The organism is Exilibacterium tricleocarpae (genome assembly GCF_007004655.1).
GTDB lineage: Bacteria > Pseudomonadota > Gammaproteobacteria > Pseudomonadales > Cellvibrionaceae > Exilibacterium > Exilibacterium tricleocarpae.
In genome coordinates, this window is sequence record NZ_ML660090.1 from 81741 (window position 1) to 105132 (window position 23392).

The window sequence follows — 23392 nt, forward strand, 5'->3', positions numbered from 1 at the left end:
CTTTTTGTTCATCTGTTTGGCATGACTGCTGCCAATAAATTAGTTGAAGTCGATAGCTGTCACTTAACCGATTATGTCTTTATTGCAGCATCACCACCGCATTACTGGCCGCCGCCGCACACGCCGCCTTGACGATGGTCTGGGTGCGGGCCGCACCGGTGCCGCAGGTGGCGCAACCCAGCAGGCGGTCAATCAGTGCGTTTACCTCATCGGTAACCACTTCGCTCATAGACGCCGGCGGCGCGCCGGCCCCGGAGCCGAGCGGCAACTCAGACGTCGGAACGTCCGGAAGATTGTTGGACAACAGCCGCTCGATCAGCGGGTCGATCACAGCACTCCTGCCTGCCCCGTTGAATGCTGCGGCAACACCGGCGTTAAAATCAAAACCCGGGAAATAATTGCCGCGCGCTGACGTATTGTCCACCAGTTCACCACAGTAGCTGGCTGCCAACTGCACGACGCCCATCTGGTGCGAAGAGCCGAACGTATTGAGGTTGGGCACTGCGGGAAGCTGTCGTTTAACATTTTCAAATGTCTGCTTCACAGCGGCATTGGCGCGGCTGACGCCGGTAAAGGCGGCGATAGTCGCGTCAATTTCTTCAAACGTCCGCAGCCCCAGGCGCGATTGGGTATCGACAATCACCGGATCGGCGATCACCACCGGGCCTTCGGCCGGGCGGTTGGACTGTCGCAGCCCCAACTGGTCAAACGTGAGGAAAAACTCGTCGGTCTGCACATCGATGCCCTTGGCGATCACCGCGCCCAGACGCGACAGCGGCTGGCGACTCAGCTCCGCATAGCTGGCATTGGTGATCCTCACATCCAGCTTGCCGAACGCCTGGCCCACTTTGGCCTCGGCGCCGTTGACACCGATACGCATGCCTCTCAGCACGATGTCATTGGGATCGACGGTGCTGTCGAGAATCTGGAAGAAAGGCTCGCTGAACAGATAGCTGCCGACATCAAACTGCTCGGCCTGGACGACGACATAGGCGTCCTCAATCTCCAGAATATGGGAGACGCTGAACATCAGCAGGAATTTCTCACCGACGCCGGCCTCAAAGTTACCGGCGATCTGCTCATCGGTCAGCACCCGGTTGAATATCGCCAGCAGGCGCACACTGCCCTGCCAGGTAGTGTCGTCACCGATCTGGGCGCCGGCCTCACTGCCCAACACGAAGGCATAGGAGTCATCCCACTCGTTGATAAGGCCCGGGCCGGACTCGTCGAGGTCCTCAGTGTACTCGCCGTTGACATAGAGCCGGCGGCCATTGATCGGATCGAAGGTCACCACGACATGCTGCAACGACGCCTGCAGGACTTCCTCATCGGGGTCGGTAGACAGTGCCGGCCCGCCGTTGGCGTCGGTCACTGTGCTGCGGTTGAAGAAGTCGTAGTTGTAGAGCGTCTGCCCCAGCATAAAATTGCGCACCTCACCGCCGCCGGAGTAGGAGACGATACGACTCTCTTCCTGGGTCACGTTGGCGGGTACCACCCAGGCCTCGATAGAGTATTCACCGGTGGAGGAGATCAGATTGTGCAGCTTGGCACTGGCACTGGTCGATGCCTGGGCCCGGCCGCCTTCAAACCGCAAGCCGAAGGTGGGCAACTTGGTAACGCCCTCATCGCTCAAGGTCAGGTCCATGGCCGGGTCCACACCGCTGGTATCAAAAGCCACGTCGGTTCTGAGCTTCTCACTAAACTCATACAGCGCAATCACGTTGCTTTCATAGCGACCACCGGTATTGGCGGCGATGCCGTCCTCGAGATTCATCGCCTTACTGACTACCAGGTTTGTGGTATCGATAACGTTGGCGGTGACGGTATCGGCAAAGGCGACAATCGCGTTTTCCATCTCGGTGGCATCGCTTCCGCAGTTGCTCCAACAGTTGTGCGACTCGTTTCTCAGGCGCACCACAAAACGGGACTTTTCCGGCGCATTGATATCGATTTTGCTTTTCGCCGCTTCGTAGGCCAAAGCCCGGTTGGCGCTGGCAAAAAACGGTTGCTGACCGCCGTTTTCTGTGTGGCAGGCCGCGCAGTAGGTAGTCAGCAGGCCGTAGATATCATCGAAGTCGTTACCCTGTTCAGTGCTCGGGATAAACTTGGCCTCACCGGGGTCGCGAATTTTCTCCGGCGGCAGCGGATCGAGGACGATCACGTTGGGATCACCACCGACGATACTGGCCCAACCCTCGATATAGTTGGTAATAATATCGGCACACACCGAAGGACTCGAGGTCCAACAGTTGTGTCCGCCGGCGACTTTGCTGACCATCTCCGAATTGCTCGGTGACCCCAGGTCCACCAGGGTGTTGGCAGCGGCGTAGGCGGTGTTGATATCGCCGCGGTGAACGAATTTGGTCGGTCCGCTGCCGCCTTCAAGGTGACAGGCACCGCAGCGGTCGTCACCGGCCAGGTTGTCCCACACGTTCAATTTGAAGCTCTGCACGTCGGCGGTCTGGGGCGGCGGTCCGCTGTAGACCAGGCCACCGCCATCGGGATTCGAGGTATTGGGATTGGTCGGGTTGTCCGAACTGCTGCCGGAGCTACAGCCGGTAAAACCGGAAGTCATGCTGACGGCAAGGGCGAGCAGCCCCGCCAGTTTGGCAGCGCGGGAAAAGCACAAACCCAGAAGTTTGTTACTGTATTTCTTATTGCATACTGGCGAATAAGTTGACATGTCCGTTACTCCCCCATGCAATAGTCAGCGGTTTCCGCAAAAACCTGTTTGAGGTTATAGCCGTTGGCTTTAAAGCCGGTGACCATGCTGTCGATCTTGTTGACGTCGGCGGTGCTGTCGGCATCGCGCAGGCACACGGTGTTAAACACCTTTTTCACCTGGCACTGGGCAAAGGCCTCGCTGTGCGCCAGCTCCATGCCCATGGAAGCCGCACCGGTGCCGCTGCCACTCAGCGCGGGGTCCCAACCCAGAGAGCGATTTTGCCCCTCGCGCCAGTAGTTGGCCCAGTTATCGTTTTCGGTGATATAACCGGGCGTGAAGTTTGCCTCGTTGATCAGATACTTCGGCTGCACCACACCGGGGGTGTATTCGAGCGAGCCGTCATCGGTATCGGGATTGCCGTCGGGATCATTGTAGTTGTAGTAGGCAAATGCCTGGGTCAGGGGGTCCATACCGTTGTGGCAGCCCACACAACCATTCAGGAAAGCGGTGCTGTCGCCGCCGGGGCTGCGGGTAACGTCCTGGCGAATACGATCGGGCACGAGGGTTATATCGTGGACCTGCTCCAGGTCGACACACAACTGGCTCATCAGCGTAAAGCGAAACATTGCCCGGTTGGTACCGAGTACAAAAAACGATTTGGCCGCACCGCGCGTGGTCATAACGCCGGCCGGGGCAGCGAGGCCGGTGACGCTGGACTGGGTGCCGCGGGCCAGTACATTGGGGTCGCTGAAGCTGAGACCGGAATTTTCGAATTGTTCGTAATGGCGGTTGTTGCTATTGGAGTAAGCCGGAATATTCGCCGCCTGCACGGCAGCATTGCCGGTATTCGCAGTGTAGATAATATCCGCATAGAGCATCTCGCGCAGATCGAGCTCGTCTCTCACCATGCCGATATAGGTGGCGGTGTAGTCGTTGAGCGGCGCAAATACGGTTTGATCGCGGTTGGTCCAGGGCGTGGCCATGTTTTTCAGAGTGACGCTGTAAAACTCATCACCGTCGCCATTGTCTATAGCCCGCAACGCGGCGGCCACACCGTGACCGGCACCGGCGCTGGCGTTTGCACCGCCGTTGCTGGCGGTGATATCCGCCACCATCGCATCGAGCAGCGCCTGCGACGGAGCCACCCCGGTCAATCGATCGTGAATTCTTTTGGCCTGCTCGCGAATATCCGCCATGGCGAGCGGGGCGGTCAGCAAAGCACAACAACTGACCGCCAGCGCCCGTCGGGCAAAATTTCTGCAGGGTGACTTAATCCGGTCGGATAACCTGGTACGCATAGTAATCACAGCCGCTCCCTTTTCTCTCGCGCCCGCCACCGACCACGCCCACTATTCAGGCGGCTCGGACCGGGCAATTGCTATCAGACTGCGCAGCTCCCCACTGTATGTCGGGCGCAGCGCCACGTTATTTACTGTTCCTTTTTTCCGTACGCGCAGGATAGGTCGTACAGTCAGAGCCCGATGAGTTTCCCGTTCTTTTTTTATTCGGACTCTCTGTCTCCGGACAGCGACACTAAAACAGGATGTGTTGCGTTACCGTTGGCGGAGAGATTCAACTAACCTCTATTAAAAATTAAACCGGCGGACTTAGACAGTTGGCGGGTGATAATCAGGTCGCAAGTTTGGCAATCAAATCATCTTTTCTAAAAAAAGTGTGACTTCTCTCACACTTTAAAAAGCAACCGTTAAGGCCTGTCATATTCTGTAAATACTAGCCCACAGTTCGCGCTCGAGAGCGCTTACTGGCCGGCACTTTTACACTACCGGTCACATCGGGCCCGCTGTCTGGCCCGGCTTGGTCACTAACCGCCGTAAAGTGTCAGAAATCCAGACTGACCGGCCTGAAGAAGTGACAAAAAGTTTAAATCTGTCGACTTTTTAACACCCTCGACTGCCGCATACGTCAGATTCATTACCGCCGAACTGTTGTTGTCTGCCGGTGAGAGACTTATTGCCGAAAGATGAGTTTACTCAATGTCAAGCGAGAGTTTGCTAAGGTATTAAAGAGTGTAAACCGTGACTGGATCGGCGGAATCAAGGGGGTTATTTCACGACAATTGGGCAGCGACAACTGTTGATCTTATAACAGGTTAAGCATCCGGTTTTCACCTAGGTTTTTACCTAGCCAGTATGACAGTCTCGGCACTCCCTCGTTGTCACGCTGCAAGGCCACCCGGTAACGCAGTGACAAAGAGTGCGCGATTAAAGGTACGGTAATATGCAAGGGCTCAAGCGAAAAAGTTACATAAAAATAACGGCGAGCGCACTGTGTGCTGCGGTACTCAGCGGCTGTGGCGGCAGCGGTGGTGGCGGCGATGAGCAGGAGCCCGACCCGGTGGTGGTGGACCTGCCGGTGGCGTTTATCCAGCGTCCGGTTCCGGTCGACGAAAACGGCGAGCGCATCGGCGATAACGCCCGCGAGCCGAGCGCCTTCAACCCGGGCGCACAACTGATCGTGTCGAGTCGCGCCTCGGCCTCGGCACCGCGCATCGTGGTCACCGAAGGCGCTTTTCCCGAAGGCGAACTCTACGATGTCAAAGACGTGGAGGCCTCCAGCGACGGCGAAAAAATTGTCTTCGCCATGCGCGCCCCGGAGATAGAGGGGCTGGACGAAGATGAGCAGCCCACCTGGAATATCTGGGAATACGACCTGACGGACAACCTCTTACGGCGCATCATCCAGACCGATATCACCGCCGAAGCCGGCCAGGACGTGGCCCCGCACTACCTGCCCGACGGCCGCATCGTATTCTCCTCCACCCGCCAGCGCCGCAGCCGTGCAATCCTGCTGGACGAAAGCAAGCCACAGTACTCAGCCCTGGACGAGGACCGCGAGACCGAAGCCTTCGTCCTGCATGTGATGGACGCCGACGGCGATAACATTCAACAGATCACCTTCAACCAGAGTCACGACCTGCAGCCGACCGTGATGTCCAACGGCAAGGTCATGTTTACCCGCTGGGACAATGTCAATAACCGCAACAGTTTCAGCCTCTATACCATCGATCCCGACGGCCACAACCTCAGCTTCTATTACGGGTTCCACAGTCAGGACACCGGTACCGACGACTCTGAAGCACGCTTTTTCCAGCCTCGCGAATTGCCCGACGGTCGCACCCTGGTATCCCTGCGCCCGGTGGAAACCGACGCCCTGGGCGGCGATATGGTCGCCATTGACGGCGCCAACTATACCGAGATCGACCAACCCATCACCGCCAATATGGGGGCCACCGGACCGGGCCAGGCGTCGCTGTCCGTCGACACGGTCACCACCGACGGCAGCATTTCACCGCACGGGCGCTTCAGCTCCGCCGACCCGCTGTTCGACGGCACCAACCGGCTGCTGGTGAGCTGGTCGCTGTGCCTGCTGACCGATCCGACCACCAATGAGGATTTTGCCTGCACTGAGCAGAACCTCGCCAACCCGGCGCTCGAGGAAGCCGCGCCCCGTTATGGTCTGTGGATTTACAACCTCGATGACGGCTCCCAGCGCCCCGTCATCAACGCCGAGGCCGGTGTGATGTACACCGAGGCGATTACGCTGGAGCCGCGCGATGCGCCGACCTTTATTCCGATCAAGCGTCCGGGCACGGACCTGGATGCCGATCTGTTTAATGACGGCGTCGGCGTAGTGCATATCCGCAGCGTCTACGACGTGGACGGCGTGGACACCTCCGTTATGGGCATCGGCGCCACTGCCGACCCGGCCCAGCCCGCCTATGCCGACCGCGCCGCCCGCTTTCTGCGCATTGTTAAAGCGGTACCCATGCCGGATGAGGATGTGCTGGATTTTGACAACAGCGCCTTCGGTGTCAGCCGGGCCCAGTTGATGCGCGAGATTATCGGCTATGTGCCGATCGAGCCGGACGGTTCGGTCAAATTCAAGGTCCCGGCCGATATACCCTTTGCCATCTCGATCCTCAACGCCGACGGCCGCCGTATCAGCCCGCGCCACCAAAACTGGATGCAGGTCGCCGCCGGTGAGGAACGCGAGTGCAGTGGCTGCCACACCGGCGACAGCGAAGTTCCCCACGGGCGTATGGATACCGGGCCGGCGTCCATCAACAACGGCGCCCCGAGCAACGGCCAGCCGTTTCCCAACACCAACCCGGCGCTGTTTGCCGATATGGGGGAAACCATGGCGGAGGTCTACGCCCGTATCAACGGCGTGCGCACCCCCTCGGTGGATGTCGCATTTACTGACGAGTGGGTAAATCCACCGGAAACAGTACCGAGTATCGACTATTCTTATACTCAAGTCGGGGTCGATGTAGGCCTGGCCACGCAGGCGCCCACCACCGAGGCCTGCCAGATCAACTGGACGCCGCTGTGCCGTATCACCGTCAATTATGAAGATCATATTCAGCCGCTGTGGGAGCGGGAGCGTCTCATCACTGATGCTGTCGGCAACGTGATCGAGGATCGCACCTGTGTTACCTGCCACAATACCGCCAACGCCAACAACCCGGATGAAACCCTGGCGGGGAACCTGGATTTGACCAGCCCCGTGATCCAGCAGAATCGAATGGAGTCCTATCAGGAGCTGCTGGCCAACGACAGCATTATCATTCTCGTGGTCGATGCCGACGGCAATCCGGTGTTTCTGACCGATGAAGACGGCAACTTCGTCGACGAGGACGGCAACCTGATTCCGGAGGGCGGCGAGCCGGTGCAGGCCACCATCGTCAGGAATCTGCCCAGGACCATGAACCCCAATGGCGCCGGCGCCAGTAACCGCTTCTTCTCGCGCTTCGCCGCCGGGGCCGTCCATGACGGTTACCTGAATCAGACGGAAATGAGACTGATCGCCGAATGGCTCGATCTCGGTGCCCAATACTTTAATAACCCGTTTGACGCGCCACTGGATTGACGCACTGTGAGCTGGAAATCACAGAATTAGGGAGAGGGTATAGCCAGGGCTGGCCGGAACAGGCAGAATAACCTCGGCACCTTTTACACCAACGTATTTTTTACGACAAGGTATTGAGGTGCCGCCGGACGAAAATCCGCGGCCAGGCACGGCCAAGATCGCAAGGGTGACCGCCTGTCGGTGACCTAAACACAAGGCAGACGCACACAAGGCAGATGCATAAGGTTTATATATCAGGGTTCACGATAAGCTTCTTTAACCAGGCAAGACCCTGATAGCAAAAAACCGACAGCCGAACTGAGCGCTGAACTAAATACAGATAGCTGACAGAAAAGCTGACATAACTTGCGAAAATAACGAATGCGCCCACGAATGACATCACTGCTATCGGTCCTGCTTGCCGGCTTGTTATGGGGCAACGCGAGCCGCGCCGACGACGCGCCGCTGCCGATGGTGACCATTATCGATCCCTATATCGAACTGCACACCGGACCGGGACGGGGTTACCCGATTGTGCATGTGTCGGAAAAGGGCGAGGTCGTGACGATTCTCAAACGCCGCACCGACTGGTTCAAAGTGCAAACCCGGCGCGGCAAACTCGGCTGGGTCAAGCGCCGCCAGATGCGCGATACCCTGGGGCCGGACGGGCAACTGGTAAACCTCGGCGACCCGACACTGGAAGACTTTCTCGGCCGGCGCTGGGAGTTCGGTTTTACCGGCGGCGACTTCGAAGGGGCCGACTCCCTCACCGCCTCGCTCGGCTACCGGTTCAACAAGAATATATCGGCGGAAATCAAAGTGGGGCAGGCCACCGGCAGCTTCTCCAACAGCAAGCTGGTGTCCCTGGCGCTGGTGCACCAGCCCTTCCCCGAGTGGCGGTTGTCGCCGTTTTTTACCCTGGGAGCGAGCCAGATACAGACCGAGCCGGACGCCACTCTGGTGGCCACCGAAGACCGCACCGACAATGCCCTGTTGGTGGGCCTTGGCGCTTACTACTATGTTTCCCGGCGCCTGATGCTGCGCCTGGAGTACAGCAACCATCTAATTCTCACCAGCCGTGAAGTGAACGAGGAAATCAACGAATGGAAAGCCGGAATCAGCGTATTTTTCTAATCGCCGCTGCGCTGGCGGCACTCTTGCCCCTCGCGCCGGCTCAGGCGCAAGAGGACGAAAACGCCGAGCGCTCCGTGCTGGACCGGATCATTACCCCGGATATGGAACGGCGCGAGATCGAAGAAGACCAGATCGATTCGGAAGACTTTGAAATCGGCGTCTACTTCGGCGTGATGAGCGTGGAGGATTTCGGCAGCAACGAGGTGACCGGCGTGCGTTTCGCCTACCACGTGACCGAGGACTTTTTTCTCGAAGCCGCCTACGGCGAAACCACCACTTCGGAAACCAGCTTCGAGACACTGACCGGTTCTGTGCAGTTGCTCACACCGGAACAGAGAGAATTTTCCTATTACAATCTGTCGGTAGGCTATAACTTTCTGCCAGGAGAGGTTTTTATCGGCGAGAACTGGGCTTTCAACAGCACTTTTTATTTGATCGCCGGGGCCGGCAACACCGATTTTGCCGGGGAGGAAAATTTTACCTATAACCTGGGTATGGGCCTGCGCTTTTTCGCCACCGACTGGCTGGCACTGCACTTCGATGTACGGGACCATATTATGGACCTGGATATTTTTGGCGAGGAGAAAACCACCAACAATATCGAGGCCACTATCGGACTGACGTTCTTTTTTTAACAACTGGTTTTAACGACCGGGCTTACTAACACCAACGAGGTCATGCACCTGAAATGACCGGAAAAGAATCTGGAGAACCCGTGTAATGAGAAAAGTATTTGTCGCCGCGCTCGGCCTGGGATTGACAATGGCATTGTCGGTGTTGCCGGTACAGGCGTCATCGGAAAAACTCACCGGCGCGGCCCCGGACTTCACGCTGAAAACCCGCGGCGGCCCCAATACGCGCCTGAAAGAGCTGCGCGGCGAAGTCGTAATGATCAACTTCTGGGCCTCCTGGTGCGGCCCCTGCCGCCAGGAGATGCCAATTCTCGACGATCTCTACAAGCGCTACAGCCGCGCCGGCTTCACGATCCTCGGCGTCAACGTAGAGGCCGATACCCGCGAAGCCGACCGCTACCTGAAAGAGGTGAACGTCAGCTTCCCGATTCTCTACGACACGCAAAGTAAAGTCAGCAAAATGTTCGATGTGGACGCCATGCCCACTACCGTCATGGTCGACCGCAACGGCAATATGCGCTATCTGCACCGCGGCTACAAACCCGGTTACGAGGTCGATTATCGCAAACAGATAAAGGAGTTGATTCGCGAATGAAACGATTGACGAAACTCGCTCTGTTATTAAGCACCGCCGCCATCTTCACCAACGGCTGCAGCTCCATCGAGCCCTGGGTCAAACCCTACGAGCGCGAGCGGCTGGCGGACCCGATCATGAGCCTGGAAAGCCACCCGGTGTCCACCCGTTATATCAACCACGTCTACGAGTCCAGGGAAGCGGCCCGGGGCGCTGAAGGTAGTGCTGGTGGCGGCTGTGGCTGCAACTAAAGTTCTAACCGGCGCTGTCAACAGACTGCAGCGGCTGATCGCCGGCGGCCTCCTGCTGTGCGCCGGGTTCGCCGCACAGGCGGCGGTACTGCCGGAGGACCGACTGGATATTCTCTACCACGCCTTTGACGGCGGCGGCGTGACTATCGACGGCCCCTCAATCCTGGTGCGCAAGGATTTTGCCAACACGGTTTCGGTCTCGGCCAACTACTATTTAGATATGGTCAGCAGCGCCTCGATCGACGTGGAGGTCTCCGGGGCCAGCCGCTACGAGGAAGAGCGCACCGAGTACAGTGTCGGTATCGATTATCTCTACGACCGCACCCTGATGAGCCTCAGTTACACCAACAGCACCGAGAACGACTACGAAGCCGATACCGTGGGCTTCGGTATCAGCCAGGAATTCTTCGGCGCCATGACCACGCTGACGATGGGTTTCAGTATCGGCGATAACACAATACGCCGGACCAACGATGATGAGTTCGAGGAAGAGGCGCAGGGCCGACGCTACAGTATCGGCCTGTCGCAGGTACTCACCAAAAACTGGATGGCGGCCATAGGTATCGAGTCGGTTGCCGACGAGGGTTACCTGCAAAACCCCTATCGCTTTGTGCGCTTTTTCAATCCCACCTCGCCCACGGAGTTCACCCTGGAAGAGGAAAACTACCCGGATACGCGCAACAGTGATGCTCTCTCGCTGCGTACCATGTACTACCTGCCCTACCGCGCATCCCTGCGCGGGGAGTATCGTCTCTACAGCGACAACTGGGGTATCGAGGCGAGCAACTACGAAGTGCGCTATATTCATCCGGTCGGGCAAAACTGGGTATTCGAGGCCAAGTTTCGCCAGTACGAGCAGACCAAAGCCGACTTTTACCAGGATATCTACGAATTCGCCGGTGAGAAGACCCTGCGCGGGCGCGACAAGGAACTGAGCACTTACACCACCACCTCCTTCGGCCTGGGCGTCAGCTACCAGGTGCGCTCGCAATATCTCTCGGTATTTGACAAGAGTACCATCAACCTGTTTTGGGACTTTATGCAGTTCAGATACGACGACTTTCGCGATGCCCGCGAGAGTCTGCGCACCGACCCCAATACAGATGTGCCGGCGGGGCAGGAATCGCTGTATGAATTCGATGCCAATGTGATTCGCCTGTTTATTTCGTTCTGGTACTGATGCGGCGATTCACCGTTAAACACGGCGCCAGTTGCCTGTTACTGCTATTGCTGGGCCTGGCCTGCACCTTCGCCGCCACCGCGGCGGATAAACTCGTGATCGCCCATCGCGGTGCATCGGGTTACCTGCCCGAACACACGCTGGCCGCCAAGGCGCTGGCCTACGGGATGGGCGCCCACTATATCGAGCAGGATATCGTGTTGACCAAAGACGATGTGCCTGTCGTCCTTCACGATATCTACCTGGATGCTGTCACCGATGTAAAAGACAGGTTTCCCGACAGGGCCCGGGGAGACGGACGTTTCTACGCGCTGGATTTCACCCTCGCGGAAATCCGCCAACTGCGGGTCAATGAGCGCATCGATCTGGAAACCGGCGCGCGAGTGTATCCGCAGCGTTTTGCCGGCGCCAAGGCGCCGTTCCGGGTGCCCACCCTGGCCGAGGAGATTGAACTGATCCTAGGCCTCAACCGGGCCGCCGGCAAAGAGGTCGGTATTTATCCGGAAATCAAAAAGCCGGCCTGGCATCGGCGCCAGGGCCGGGATATCAGTAAGGTCGTGTTGCAGGTGTTATCTCGTTACGGGTACCGGGATAAAAACAGCGCTATCTATTTACAGTGTTTCGACGCGGGCGAGCTAAAGCGTATTCGCCGGGAGTTGGGCAGTCAGTTGAGGCTGGTACAACTGTTGATCGATCCTCGCTATAAAGACCCGGACAATCAAACCGATTTTCAACATCTGCTCAGCGCTGCCGGGTTGCGTGAAGTCGCCGCCTATGCGGACGGCATAGGGCCCTGGTTGCCGCAGGTGGTCTCGGGGGTCGACGCCAGTGGCAAGCCGATCATTACTGATTTAGTGAAACGGGCCCAGGCATTGAGACTGGTCGTACACCCTTACACCTTTCGCGCAGACCAGTTGCCGCAACAGGTCGCCAGTTTCGAGCAGCTTCTGGGTATCTTCTTCGATAGCGCCGGTGTCGACGGTGTGTTTACCGATTTTCCGGATCGGGCAGTGGCGTTTCTGCAAAGATAATAGGAATTTAGGGTCAGAGTAGAATGGCACTCACTTAAGCATATCTGCATCAGTTTATCGATCGCCATCCCAGTCGCATGGACCTTGGTTAAGCACACTGAAGGCTTCAGCCAGAGCCAGGCCGGTCGACTAGCACATATTCGCTTAAGTAAGTGCCATTATGAACTGTCCCCGGAATTCGCGAGATGAAATGCCAGCGCCTGATAACTCAATTGACGATACTGTTTCAACAAGGCACAGCGCAGTACACTTTCAGCCGACATGCCGCTGCGTCCGGTATCTTTCGTGCCCTCCTCGAACAGGTCACTCGCGACCAACTGAATCAATTCCGGCAGCTGATTCCGCATAACTCATCCTCAAAGCTAAATAACATGTGTCATATAGCCTCTTCTTTAAAATGTATGAAAAAAAGCCTCGCTTAATAATGACTACATTTTGCTGTCGGCGTTTTAACGAGGCTTCTCTACCCTAAAATGCTTATGGGAAGGAAAGTACTGTAGAGACAGGGGTTCCATCATTCACTACTGTTAAGGTATAGCTACCTACCGCTTCCGGTGTGTTGCTGGAAACACCAATCAAATAATTGATATCAGCTTCAGGAAGGAAAGTGATATTGGTTCCCCCAAAATAAATATAGCCGCTACCTCCTTCCAATTCTCGCGTATCGCGATCATAAACATTGATCGATATACCTGGGAGGCTTTCTGATGCGACACGAATAGACACTATTTTGCCTCCACTCAAATGCTCAATATTATAGTAATCGATATAGTGGCGTGATGGAGCAGTGTCAGGGTTTGTTGCGTCATCTGTGCTGAGTATGCCTTGTATCGATTTTTCTGGTGGAGTGCCAATAGTAACTCTGGGAAAGCGGCGAGTATAACTCGCATTTTCATCACTAGCCGTCATTGAAGGTTGATAAATGCCATCCTCCGAATAAAGCGGAACAATGGCTGAGTTGGCGCCTGCTAAACATTCGAGTTCAGTACTTGGCAGCTCGCCTTCACCATCAAGATCAATAGCACAATCAAACTCACGCGAATACGGAGCCTCATCGATAATTCGCCAATCGAATAAATAGCCATCTTGCTGTTCAGTCATGGCGGTATTCACCAATTGCCAGCGAGGTTCAATCTCTTGACGTGTTTGGTAAGTCGTTTTTCGGTTACCAAAATTCGCTCTCACTACTTTAAATGGAGCTAATGAAAGCTCATAGTGACGAGAGGGTGAGACAGCGGTGCCTTTCACCCATTCAGATAGGGCCGATACTCGTGCTGCAACGCCAGGTACGCCGGGAGCTGCGCACGCACCCGTTCCATAGCTTGTAATGCCTGCTAATCGCCATTTTGCAGAGTCAATATCTCGCACAAGCACCGGGCTGCCGCTATCGCCAGTACATGACGCAATACCCCCCTCTAAAGCGCCACCAAGACATAGCTGTGTATCGAAATTTATTGCGTTGGGAACCAACGCTTGGCATTCTGCGGTATCGAAGACTGGAAGGTGAACATCCTTTAATAAGCGGCTACGGATAAAGCTCACACCCCATCCTAAAGCGGTAGATAACTGACCATCGGCGGCTAATGCTTGATCCTCCTCAGTAAGCATCGTGATAGACTGGAGCCCATTCTCTTTTAACGCTACTGGTTCAGACAGTTTTAATAGTGCAATATCATAGCCAGACCAAACACTTGGGTAAGACGGGTCTGGATTAAAGTCATAACCAGGATGCATAATCACATCCTCCACGTCCAATATATAACCGCTTCCGTCAGTGATATCATTAGTACCGGCAAGAACTTTTATACTATCGATCGAATAATATGAAATACAATGCGATGCGGTGACTATCCAGCGGTCGGTGATAAATGCCCCGCCGCAAAAATGAAAAAAGTAATCGCCGAATGTGCGCCCTAGCGCTACCGTGAAAGGATATTGTTCGATGCTGACCTCTTTACCACCGATAATTTTTGGTGTAATCCTATATTCACTATCTTTCGTTACGGGAACGGTATCTTCACCTTCTCCTCCTTCTGTATTTCTCCAGCCGAAGGGTACTTCTTGGCGAACAATGTGGTCTCCTTTAGCGATTTTTAAAAAATAGCGTCCAGCGATATTTGTTTTTGTTGCTATTTCATTCGTATCTCGAACGCCATTATTATTTTCATCTACATAAACAACAATGTCCCTTAAGCCTTTTTCAAAAAGATCTTTGCGGTTGTTGCCGTTTCTATCCGTGTAGATGGTGCCATAAATAAGAGCTTTATTAAAAAAATTACCAAAGGGCCACTTTGTGTTGGTGTTGTCGAACGTGTTGGCTGTCGTGGCTGTGGCGAATAATATACCCATGCTCAGTATTACAGGTCTGATGGTATTTAACGCTAAATAATGCATAAGCTCACTCCTAAAACGAAATAGTTATGTGCAGGGGGGGGTCAAATCTTGACTAATAGTTAGTACTTGAATCTAAATCAAGTAACTCCTCGCTAGTCAACAAATTAAAGAAACTGTAGGAGCTTCTATTTTGAGCATATTTCTGTAATTGCTGTTGTTTTAATCGATTATACCTGTTACTAATCATGATGAGATCTGGCTTGTTGGTTATTGAAATTGTTTGGTCGCAATTTCAGTTTACCAACGGGCCAGCTTTCTTCAATATTATTAGTAACTTACGCTTAAGTAAGTGCCATTAGGGTCAGAGTAGAATGATAAATGCTCCCGCCAAAAGCAGTGGGCTGAAGCGAATGTCATTCTGGCCCGTCCTCTATAAATTATCCTCCGCAAACTCCGCCAGGCGGCTGCGCTCGATGCCATTGACATGCATGATGCTGGCATAATCGAAGCCTTTCACTTTCTCCACCAGATAGGTCAAGCCGGAGGTCAGCGGGGTAATATACTTGTTATCGATCTGCGCCAGGTTGCCGAGCACCACGATCTTGGAGTTCTGGCCCACCCGGGTGATGATGGATTTCAGTTGGAACTGGGTCAGGCCCTGGCTTTCGTCAATGATGATATAGGCGTTGTTGAACGAGCGACCGCGCATAAAATTCAACGACTTAAACTGGATATTGGCCCGCTCCTTGACGTAATCGATACTGCTGAAGCTGTGCTCATCGGTGCCGTGCAGCACCTCCAGGTTGTCTTCGAAGGCCGCCAGCCAGGGCGCCATCTTCTCTTCCTCGGTGCCGGGTAAAAAACCGATGTCCTCGGCGATCGGCGGTGTGGAGCGGGCGACTATCAACTTGTTATAGCGCTTTTCCTCCATGATCACATGCAGCCCGTAGGCCAGCGCCAACAGCGTCTTGCCGGAACCGGCCGGGCCGGTCATCACTGTCATATCCGAGTCCTGGTACTGCAGCACGAAAAACGCCATCGCCTGCTCCAGGTTGCGCGGGCGGATGCCCCAAAATTCCTGGTGCATCAGGCTGGCGCGATTCATATCCTGCAAGTGAACAAAGTCTTCATCGACCTCGGTGACAAAACCGATAAAATCCGTATCGTCCACCACAAACATTTGCGGGTAGGCATTGGGCAGCGTCTCGCGGGCGAGGGTGTGGACTGTGGTGCGCCCGTGGGTTTCGGTCTTTACCTTCTCCACCCGCTCCCAGAAAGCGCCCGGCGTGTATTCGTAGCCTTTGGCCAACAGGTCCAGATCATCCAGCACCCGGTCGTTGCGATAGTCCTCCACATGCTCAAGCCCGGACCCCTTGGCCTTGAGGCGCATATTGATGTCTTTTGTGACCAGGCACACAAAATCGTCCGGATGGGCCGCCTGTAGCTTCAGGGCCACGTTGATAATGCGGTTGTCGTTGGCCTGCTGCGGCGTGCCGTTGAGATAGGGGATATTGTCGTCGTCGCTGATGCGCTGGTCCTGGTATATGGCGAGGGTGCCGGTCTCTTCGTGCAGCGCCGTGGCGGGCATTCTCACCCCTTCCTGAATCTCCCAGGGTTTGGCATCACTTAAGATATTGTCGATCGACTGGATGGCAATACGCGCCTCGCGGCTGACATCCTTCTCGCGCCGGTCTTTGATGACATCGAGTTCCTCCAGCACCGTCATGGGCAGTACCACCCGGTGCTCGGCGAAGGACTTTATGGCCAGCGGGTCATGTAGCAAGACGTTGGTGTCAAGCACATAGATTTTTTCCATACAACGGTACTCCCGGGTAGCGTAGATATAAATCCCTAAGACAGGCGCAGGCGACATACCTGTCGGGAAAAAAGCAAGCAAATGGGCGCTTAAGATACAAAATCAAATGAGAGAAAAAGAGAGGGGGAAATAATCGACGTATATTCAAGCTCACTCACCAAGCTGCTGAAACTTACTGAGTCCGCTGGTAGGACAACCGCGTCGTATAACCCAAGCGCACTCGATTCGGCTTTCGCTGAAGCTGTTAACCAGGCTTTCGCAAGAGCTGTTAATCCAGTTTTTGCAGAAGTTATTAGTCAAGCTTCCACAAAAGTTACCGCGCAGGGGTCCGGCGGCGGCGCCTTTCGCAAGGTTTTGCCGTTGGCCCAAAAACCAATTCCTGAATGCCGATTGCTTTCCTGATTATCTAGACATTGGCGGCGAAGTCAATGGCAAATTACCAATTTGTAAACTATTTTCAGTATCAGGGCTGTCTCCGGCGCCGGCGGGTTACTGCGTCTGGCTGACAACCGGTTTGTGACAGACGTCGCGGCGGCGGTCGCGAAAAAGAAGTAACGCGCCAGGGTTCCTTGCTTGTAACCCTACTTTCTTGCTTAAAACGATAACGCCTTATTACCGGCATGGTGTTACAAGCTAGGGTGCTTTGCTAAATATCGAGTTGTCTTGTTAAATAAGGAGATTTTGTTAAAAAAATGCAACAAAACTGTGCTTATAACAGGATCAAAACTGTTAGCCAGTACAAATCTTTTCCCCGCGATTTCACTATACTGTGCCGGCAATCGACGCCATCCCCAGCCGATTATTGCCGCCCTCGCACCTGGCGGCCAGCAGTTCCGAAACGAGGAGTCCGGAAAAGTGATAGCGTATTTAGAGCGTATCAAACAACCCCTGCGACGTTTAAAAGCCATAGGCCCGAGCGCGCCCAGGGGCGAGACCCATGATCGGGTATCGCAACGGCACGACTACCCCGGCAGCCAAAGCCGGCACTACAGCGTTTATGTACCGCCCGGCTACCGTCGCGACAAGCCGCTGCCGTTGGTGATGGTGCTGCACGGTTGCCGGCAGGATCATCGGGATATTCAGTTGGTCAGCGACTTTGACTGTGTGGCGGACCGCTATAATTTTATCGTGGTCTATCCTTTTGTGACCCGCTACACCGATTTGCGCGCGCGCAACTGCTGGGGCTGGTGGCGCCCCGAGCAGATCAAGCCCGGCGCCGGTGAAGTGGAAGACCTGTGGCGAATCGTGGGGGAGGTGGCCGGCGAGTTCGCCATCGATCAACGGCGGGTTCATATCGCCGGCTTGTCCTCGGGCGGCGCCATGGCCGTGGCCGCGCTGACCGTGCACGCCGGTCGTTTTGCCTCGGGGGCTGCCGTGGCGGGCGTCCCCTATGGGGAAAGTGCCAGCGCCGTAGCACTGCCTTATACCCTAATGCGACGTTACCGGCCCCTGGACACCACGGTGGCGCTGATGGAGAAGGCGCGCGACAGTGACCGCACGCCGGCGCCTATCTGTATTGTTCATTCCCACAACGACGATACCGTGCATATTCAGGCTGGCAAAAATCTGCGCGACTCCTGGATCGAGTATTTTGGTCCGCAGAAAAAGCTCTCCAAGCGCAAGAGAAAAAAGTCCACCCACGGGGTGCCCTGGTCACACACCCGCTACGGGAAACGGTTCGGGAAAAGTGTGGTGGAGACTATCTTTCTGGCCGGGCCCGACCACGGCTGGTACGGCGGATCGCCCGGCAGGTTTAGCTATCCGGCCGGGCCCGATGTATCGAAATTGTTGTGGAAGTTTTTCAGGAAACATCGACTGATGTCAGACGGCACCACTTCCGGCGTCGCTATGCGGGGGCGTCAGTCAGACCACGCAGGCTTTGGCAGATAAAATTGACTCTGATCAGTCCTTCAATACAACGCCACGGAACGGTGTTTTACCCGCCAGGCTGTTGACTGGCAGCTCACAATCGATAGTGTAACCTTACTCGCACTGGCGCGAAATCCTAACAATGTCAAGTGCTATTAAGTTAGAGAGCTTCACCACATTGGAAGTGTGAAACGCGACCGGACTTTTCACCACCCACCTGTAAATATTATCCCGAATAAAGACCGGCGCTTTATCAGCCTCACCTAACTGCGATCCGGCAATCCCAAACCAGTATAACCATAAATTATGCCATCTGTAAGATGTACTGATTTTTTTCATTCAGTGAGGCAAGCATCGCAGGAGACGCAGGAACATGGTGAATAGACGAAAGTTTCTGGCAGCCTGGCCGGCTCTGGGCCTGACTGCTCTGTCAAAAAAGAGTTTCTCTCAATCCGCAGACAAACAGTCTTTTTATTCGCGCCGAAAAACCTACGTACTCGTGCATGGTTCCTGGCATGGCGGCTGGTGTTGGCGCTATGTTCGAAAGGCACTGCAGTTCGCCGGGCAGCGCGTTTACACTCCGACGTTGACCGGGCTCGGAGACCGATCGCATCTATTAAATCGCGATATTGATCTCACCGCCCATACGAAAGATATCGTAAACCTGATCGAAACTGAAGAACTTCAAGACATTGTTCTGGTTGGTCATTCTTACGCCGGGTATGTGATTACCTTGGTGGCAGATCTGTTAAAGGATCGAATAAAACGTCTTATATATTTGGACGCATTTATCCCCACCGAAGGCGAACCCTTTATTCCGGTGGAACAGCATGCGCAGCTTCTGGAACTCTATGGGGACGATTTTGTTTATCCTGTTCCCGATTTGGATTTTCTGGGAATTCCTGAAAACCATCGTCATGCAGCCTGGGTAAAACGGCGGCTTGTCGACGATCCCTTGGGGACGGTTTTGCAACCCGTATATTATCAAAACAATGGCGCGGAAGATTTACAGAAAGTTTTTATTCGCTGCACGCAGAATCCTATTTATAAAGCTGGCGATCCGATTAAAGACCGTATCGAACAGGACCCGCAGTGGCGTTACCTGTTGCTGGACTCTGGCCATGATGCCATGATCACTGCAGCTCGTGCACTGGCTTGGATACTGTTGCGATACGGTTAGTTGGATGTCGATTTTGTGGTTAGCACAAGTTGTCAATCACTATTTATCCGCAATCTGATTTGTGCGTTCACTATTTGTTATACCCCGCATATGCGGGGAAAATACTCTACTACTTTTATGCTGTAGTAACACCCCGCGTTCGCGGGGAACGCCCTTATAGGACGGATGTACCTCATCACCGACCGGTTTATCCCCACATCTGTAGGGAACACATGTACCACATTTTGCGGTTCCGGCCCACCTCCGGTTTATCCCCACGCCAGTGGGGAACACGCTTGCCGTAAATATGCCCCGGCCACCAGTTGGCGGTTTATCCCCACGCCCGTGGGGAACACTTATTCTAATCGCCCTATGGGCGTCTCATAGCCGGTTTATCCCCACGCCCGTGGGGAACACAAGACGTTTACCGAGCACGGTGTTTTGATCGGCGGTTTATCCCCACGCCCGCGGGGAACACACAGGCGCTGCGGGGGCGGCAGGAACGGCTCCCGGTTTATCCCCACGCCCGTGGGGAACACTCTATCGGTGGGCTGCAACGGCAGTTGACCAACGGTTTATCCCCACGCCCGTGGGGAACACCTAACCGTCCGATCTGTTTTAAAGCCTAAACTCGGTTTATCCCCACGCCCGTGGGGAACACCTACGGTATCGCAGAAGACGCGCATACATTAACGGTTTATCCCCACGCCCGTGGGGAACACAGGTGTTTGCGGTGCGGCGCTATTCATCCAAACGGTTTATCCCCACGCCCGTGGGGAACACACTGTATTCTATGTACAGCGGTACTTGGCGGCCGGTTTATCCCCACGCCCGTGGGGAACACAAAGCGAAAAAGGAATCACGGTAACAGGCGTTCGGTTTATCCCCACGCCCGTGGGGAACACGGCCGGGCTTAAAGTGGATTTTGGGGGTTTAAACGGTTTATCCCCACGCCCGTGGGGAACACCTCTAAATACTCCGATCATGTTGGTGTGAGGACGGTTTATCCCCACGCCCGTGGGGAACACGGTCGGCTCGGCGGGTTGACTCCAGTAAACGCCGGTTTATCCCCACGCCCGTGGGGAACACGCGATATATTTCGTAACCTGGGGGCGCTCAATCGGTTTATCCCCACGCCCGTGGGGAACACCTAGACCGGCGGCACATATGTGAGTTAGTGCACGGTTTATCCCCACGCCCGTGGGGAACACGCTTTCTCCTTAATATCTAGATGTTATAAGCGCGGTTTATCCCCACGCCCGTGGGGAACACCAGTTCCACGCCGAATGCGTATAGCCAAGTGGCGGTTTATCCCCACGCCCGTGGGGAACACGGCAGTACGGTAGTTGTTGCTTTCCTGATGGCCGGTTTATCCCCACGCCCGTGGGGAACACGCGATGTTAACCAGGAGGAGGCGCTGGCCGGCCGGTTTATCCCCACGCCCGTGGGGAACACTGATTGGGTGCGATTAAACTTCCCGCAAATTCCGGTTTATCCCCACGCCCGTGGGGAACACTTCAAAGACATTGTTATACCAATCCAACGTCACGGTTTATCCCCACACCCGTGGGGAACACATCGGATGCAAAATGACATGACAAAGCATAACCGGTTTATCCCCACGCCCGTGGGGAACACCGATTGAAACTTATGAGCATCAGGAAATGTTGCGGTTTATCCCCACGCCCGTGGGGAACACACTCAAGCCCGTTACCGCGTGGTGAAAACTGGCGGTTTATCCCCACGCCCGTGGGGAACACTCGTTATCCAACACAACAACAGATGACAACGGCGGTTTATCCCCACGCCCGTGGGGAACACTGTATCCAGGGCGTTCTGAACGTCGGCAATCGCGGTTTATCCCCACGCCCGTGGGGAACACGGCGGTTATCACTGACGAACTAGCCGCAACACCGGTTTATCCCCACGCCCGTGGGGAACACTCGTGCTGCTTTTATTTGTGCTTTGTTGCGTGCGGTTTATCCCCACGCCCGTGGGGAACACTCCGGAAAAACTTCGGAGAACATAAAAAAAACCGGTTTATCCCCACGCCCGTGGGGAACACCCTTGAATACCATGTTGATTAACCTTTTTGTACGGTTTATCCCCACGCCCGTGGGGAACACGGATCACGATACACAGAAATACTGAAAGCACACGGTTTATCCCCACGCCCGTGGGGAACACCAATGGAAATAACGTATTTTTTTATCATACTTCGGTTTATCCCCACGCCCGTGGGGAACACGACTATGCCAAAACCCGCCACAGCGGTCATAGCGGTTTATCCCCACGCCCGTGGGGAACACTTCCAGCGCTTCGATTTCCTGATCCCTACTATCGGTTTATCCCCACGCCCGTGGGGAACACTTGGCTGCAGAGGGGCAACTCCGCGGCGAAAGCGGTTTATCCCCACGCCCGTGGGGAACACGGGAATTCTCGCGGATTCGGGATCGCTTGAGACGGTTTATCCCCACGCCCGTGGGGAACACTTCAAGCGCCGGTTCAGCCCCGATGATCCTCGCGGTTTATCCCCACGCCCGTGGGGAACACAAAATCAAAATCCGAAGAAGATAACCCCCATCCGGTTTATCCCCACGCCCGTGGGGAACACTCAACTAACGCGGACCCAGCGCCGGCGCCTCGCGGTTTATCCCCACGCCCGTGGGGAACACGCCAGCCTGACCGGTTTCTGCTCGGTAAATCTGCGGTTTATCCCCACGCCCGTGGGGAACACGTCATCACCCTCAAAAAGAGAGTTGGCCACAGCGGTTTATCCCCACGCCCGTGGGGAACACACCTACCCTGTCAGATACACCAAAATGAAATGCGGTTTATCCCCACGCCCGTGGGGAACACCTAAACTTCCTAGTCAGAATCTCAACAACACCCGGTTTATCCCCACGCCCGTGGGGAACACAATGACATATGACCAGCCAATGAATTGCATGGCGGTTTATCCCCACGCCCGTGGGGAACACTGGTGACTCAGGGGCCGCGCTTACAACTCTTCTGGTTTATCCCCACGCCCGTGGGGAACACGCATAACCGATTCCCCCTGGTTCCGATTTTTGCGGTTTATCCCCACGCCCGTGGGGAACACTGCCGGGTCGTTGTGATATGCCTGCAACATTACGGTTTATCCCCACGCCCGTGGGGAACACCAAGAGAGAGGTCGTAACCGTGCTGAGGATGCCGGTTTATCCCCACGCCCGTGGGGAACACCGTTTTGGAAGCGCGAGCGGTTTCCTCAAATCCGGTTTATCCCCACGCCCGTGGGGAACACTGGACATGCAGGTGATACGGTGGATCAGGTCTCGGTTTATCCCCACGCCCGTGGGGAACACTGATTTAAAGCCTAAAGCGCGAGGCAGTGAGGCGGTTTATCCCCACGCCCGTGGGGAACACCCGCTCTGCACTACTGTAAACTCTGCATACCACGGTTTATCCCCACGCCCGTGGGGAACACAGCACCAGGTCGCCGCGTAGGTCTAGTATCTGCGGTTTATCCCCACGCCCGTGGGGAACACGCGACTACCCGGGCCTACCGGATGGCCGAACGCGGTTTATCCCCACGCCCGTGGGGAACACGGCGTCGGTGGTTTGCGGCTCGAAACAGTCGCCGGTTTATCCCCACGCCCGTGGGGAACACGCACCTATGGAAATGCGCGGTAACGGGGGTACCGGTTTATCCCCACGCCCGTGGGGAACACCGCCCTGGGCAGTGCTTACAGTGGCTACCGGTCGGTTTATCCCCACGCCCGTGGGGAACACAGGAGACGGGAAAAGGACCGTACTACAAATGTCGGTTTATCCCCACGCCCGTGGGGAACACTAGTAGAGAAAGTTATAAGCGTATTCGAATGGCGGTTTATCCC

At 55.4% G+C, this 23392-nt stretch carries 13 protein-coding genes, 1 pseudogene and 1 CRISPR repeat array (1 of these 15 running past the window's edge); of the genes and pseudogenes, 9 read left to right on the forward strand and 5 right to left on the reverse strand.

Annotation, left to right across the window (positions count from 1 at the left end):
• Window positions 1–79 precede the first annotated feature (79 nt).
• Both FKG94_RS06800 and FKG94_RS06805 read right to left on the reverse strand, forming a co-directional pair.
• Complete coding sequence (locus tag FKG94_RS06800; RefSeq protein ID WP_218943461.1) at window positions 80–2683, reverse strand: LamG domain-containing protein; 2604 nt, start codon at window positions 2681–2683, stop codon at window positions 80–82.
• A gap of 5 nt (window positions 2684–2688) precedes the next feature.
• Window positions 2689–3963, reverse strand: coding sequence for a hypothetical protein (locus FKG94_RS06805; RefSeq protein WP_425460034.1), 1275 nt, complete (start codon window positions 3961–3963; stop codon window positions 2689–2691).
• A gap of 940 nt (window positions 3964–4903) precedes the next feature.
• Here FKG94_RS06805 and FKG94_RS06810 point away from each other — a divergent pair.
• The 7 genes from FKG94_RS06810 (at window position 4904) to glpQ (ending at window position 12336) form a co-directional block, all read left to right on the forward strand.
• Window positions 4904–7555: an HzsA-related protein gene (locus FKG94_RS06810; protein ID WP_142903462.1), complete on the forward strand. Its 2652-nt coding sequence runs from the start codon at window positions 4904–4906 to the stop codon at window positions 7553–7555.
• Window positions 7556–7927: 372 nt separating this feature from the next.
• Window positions 7928–8668 carry an SH3 domain-containing protein gene (locus tag FKG94_RS06815; protein WP_179957519.1) on the forward strand — a complete coding sequence of 247 codons (741 nt, stop codon included), beginning with the start codon at window positions 7928–7930 and terminating at the stop codon, window positions 8666–8668.
• Window positions 8638–9303, forward strand: a complete 666-nt coding sequence (locus FKG94_RS06820; RefSeq protein WP_142903464.1) for an outer membrane beta-barrel domain-containing protein — start codon at window positions 8638–8640, stop codon at window positions 9301–9303. The genes FKG94_RS06815 and FKG94_RS06820 overlap by 31 nt, the downstream gene beginning before the upstream one ends.
• 85 nt (window positions 9304–9388) lie before the next feature.
• Window positions 9389–9895, forward strand: coding sequence for a TlpA family protein disulfide reductase (locus FKG94_RS06825; protein WP_142903465.1), 507 nt, complete (start codon window positions 9389–9391; stop codon window positions 9893–9895).
• Entirely contained in the window at window positions 9892–10125 is a 234-nt protein-coding gene (locus FKG94_RS06830) for a DUF4266 domain-containing protein (RefSeq protein ID WP_142903466.1), read from the forward strand. The genes FKG94_RS06825 and FKG94_RS06830 overlap by 4 nt, the downstream gene beginning before the upstream one ends.
• A complete protein-coding gene (locus tag FKG94_RS06835; RefSeq protein WP_246124989.1) occupies window positions 10112–11305 on the forward strand; it encodes a DUF3570 domain-containing protein in 1194 nt (397 codons plus the stop codon). The genes FKG94_RS06830 and FKG94_RS06835 overlap by 14 nt, the downstream gene beginning before the upstream one ends.
• Window positions 11305–12336, forward strand: coding sequence for a glycerophosphodiester phosphodiesterase (glpQ, locus tag FKG94_RS06840; RefSeq protein ID WP_142903467.1), 1032 nt, complete (start codon window positions 11305–11307; stop codon window positions 12334–12336). The genes FKG94_RS06835 and glpQ overlap by 1 nt, the downstream gene beginning before the upstream one ends.
• Window positions 12337–12509: 173 nt before the next feature.
• On the opposite strand, the pseudogene FKG94_RS06845 reads toward glpQ, so the two are convergent.
• The 3 genes and pseudogenes from FKG94_RS06845 to FKG94_RS06855 form a co-directional block, all read right to left on the reverse strand.
• Window positions 12510–12665, reverse strand: a pseudogene (locus tag FKG94_RS06845) (ISNCY family transposase); the annotation flags it as partial.
• Between the two features lie 148 nt (window positions 12666–12813).
• Window positions 12814–14730 (reverse strand): S1 family peptidase, encoded by a 1917-nt coding sequence (locus FKG94_RS06850; RefSeq protein WP_142903469.1) that lies wholly within the window; start codon window positions 14728–14730, stop codon window positions 12814–12816.
• Window positions 14731–15100: 370 nt separating this feature from the next.
• On the reverse strand, window positions 15101–16486 hold the full coding sequence (locus FKG94_RS06855; RefSeq protein ID WP_142903470.1) for a PhoH family protein: 1386 nt from the start codon (window positions 16484–16486) through the stop codon (window positions 15101–15103).
• 855 nt (window positions 16487–17341) lie between these two features.
• Here FKG94_RS06855 and FKG94_RS06860 point away from each other — a divergent pair.
• Window positions 17342–18376, forward strand: a complete 1035-nt coding sequence (locus FKG94_RS06860; RefSeq protein WP_179957520.1) for an extracellular catalytic domain type 1 short-chain-length polyhydroxyalkanoate depolymerase — start codon at window positions 17342–17344, stop codon at window positions 18374–18376.
• 352 nt (window positions 18377–18728) lie between these two features.
• Window positions 18729–19535, forward strand: coding sequence for an alpha/beta fold hydrolase (locus FKG94_RS06865; protein WP_142903472.1), 807 nt, complete (start codon window positions 18729–18731; stop codon window positions 19533–19535).
• Between the two features lie 183 nt (window positions 19536–19718).
• Window positions 19719–23392: direct repeats of the CRISPR family, unit length 29 nt; unit sequence CGGTTTATCCCCACGCCCGTGGGGAACAC (it continues 262 nt past the right edge of the window).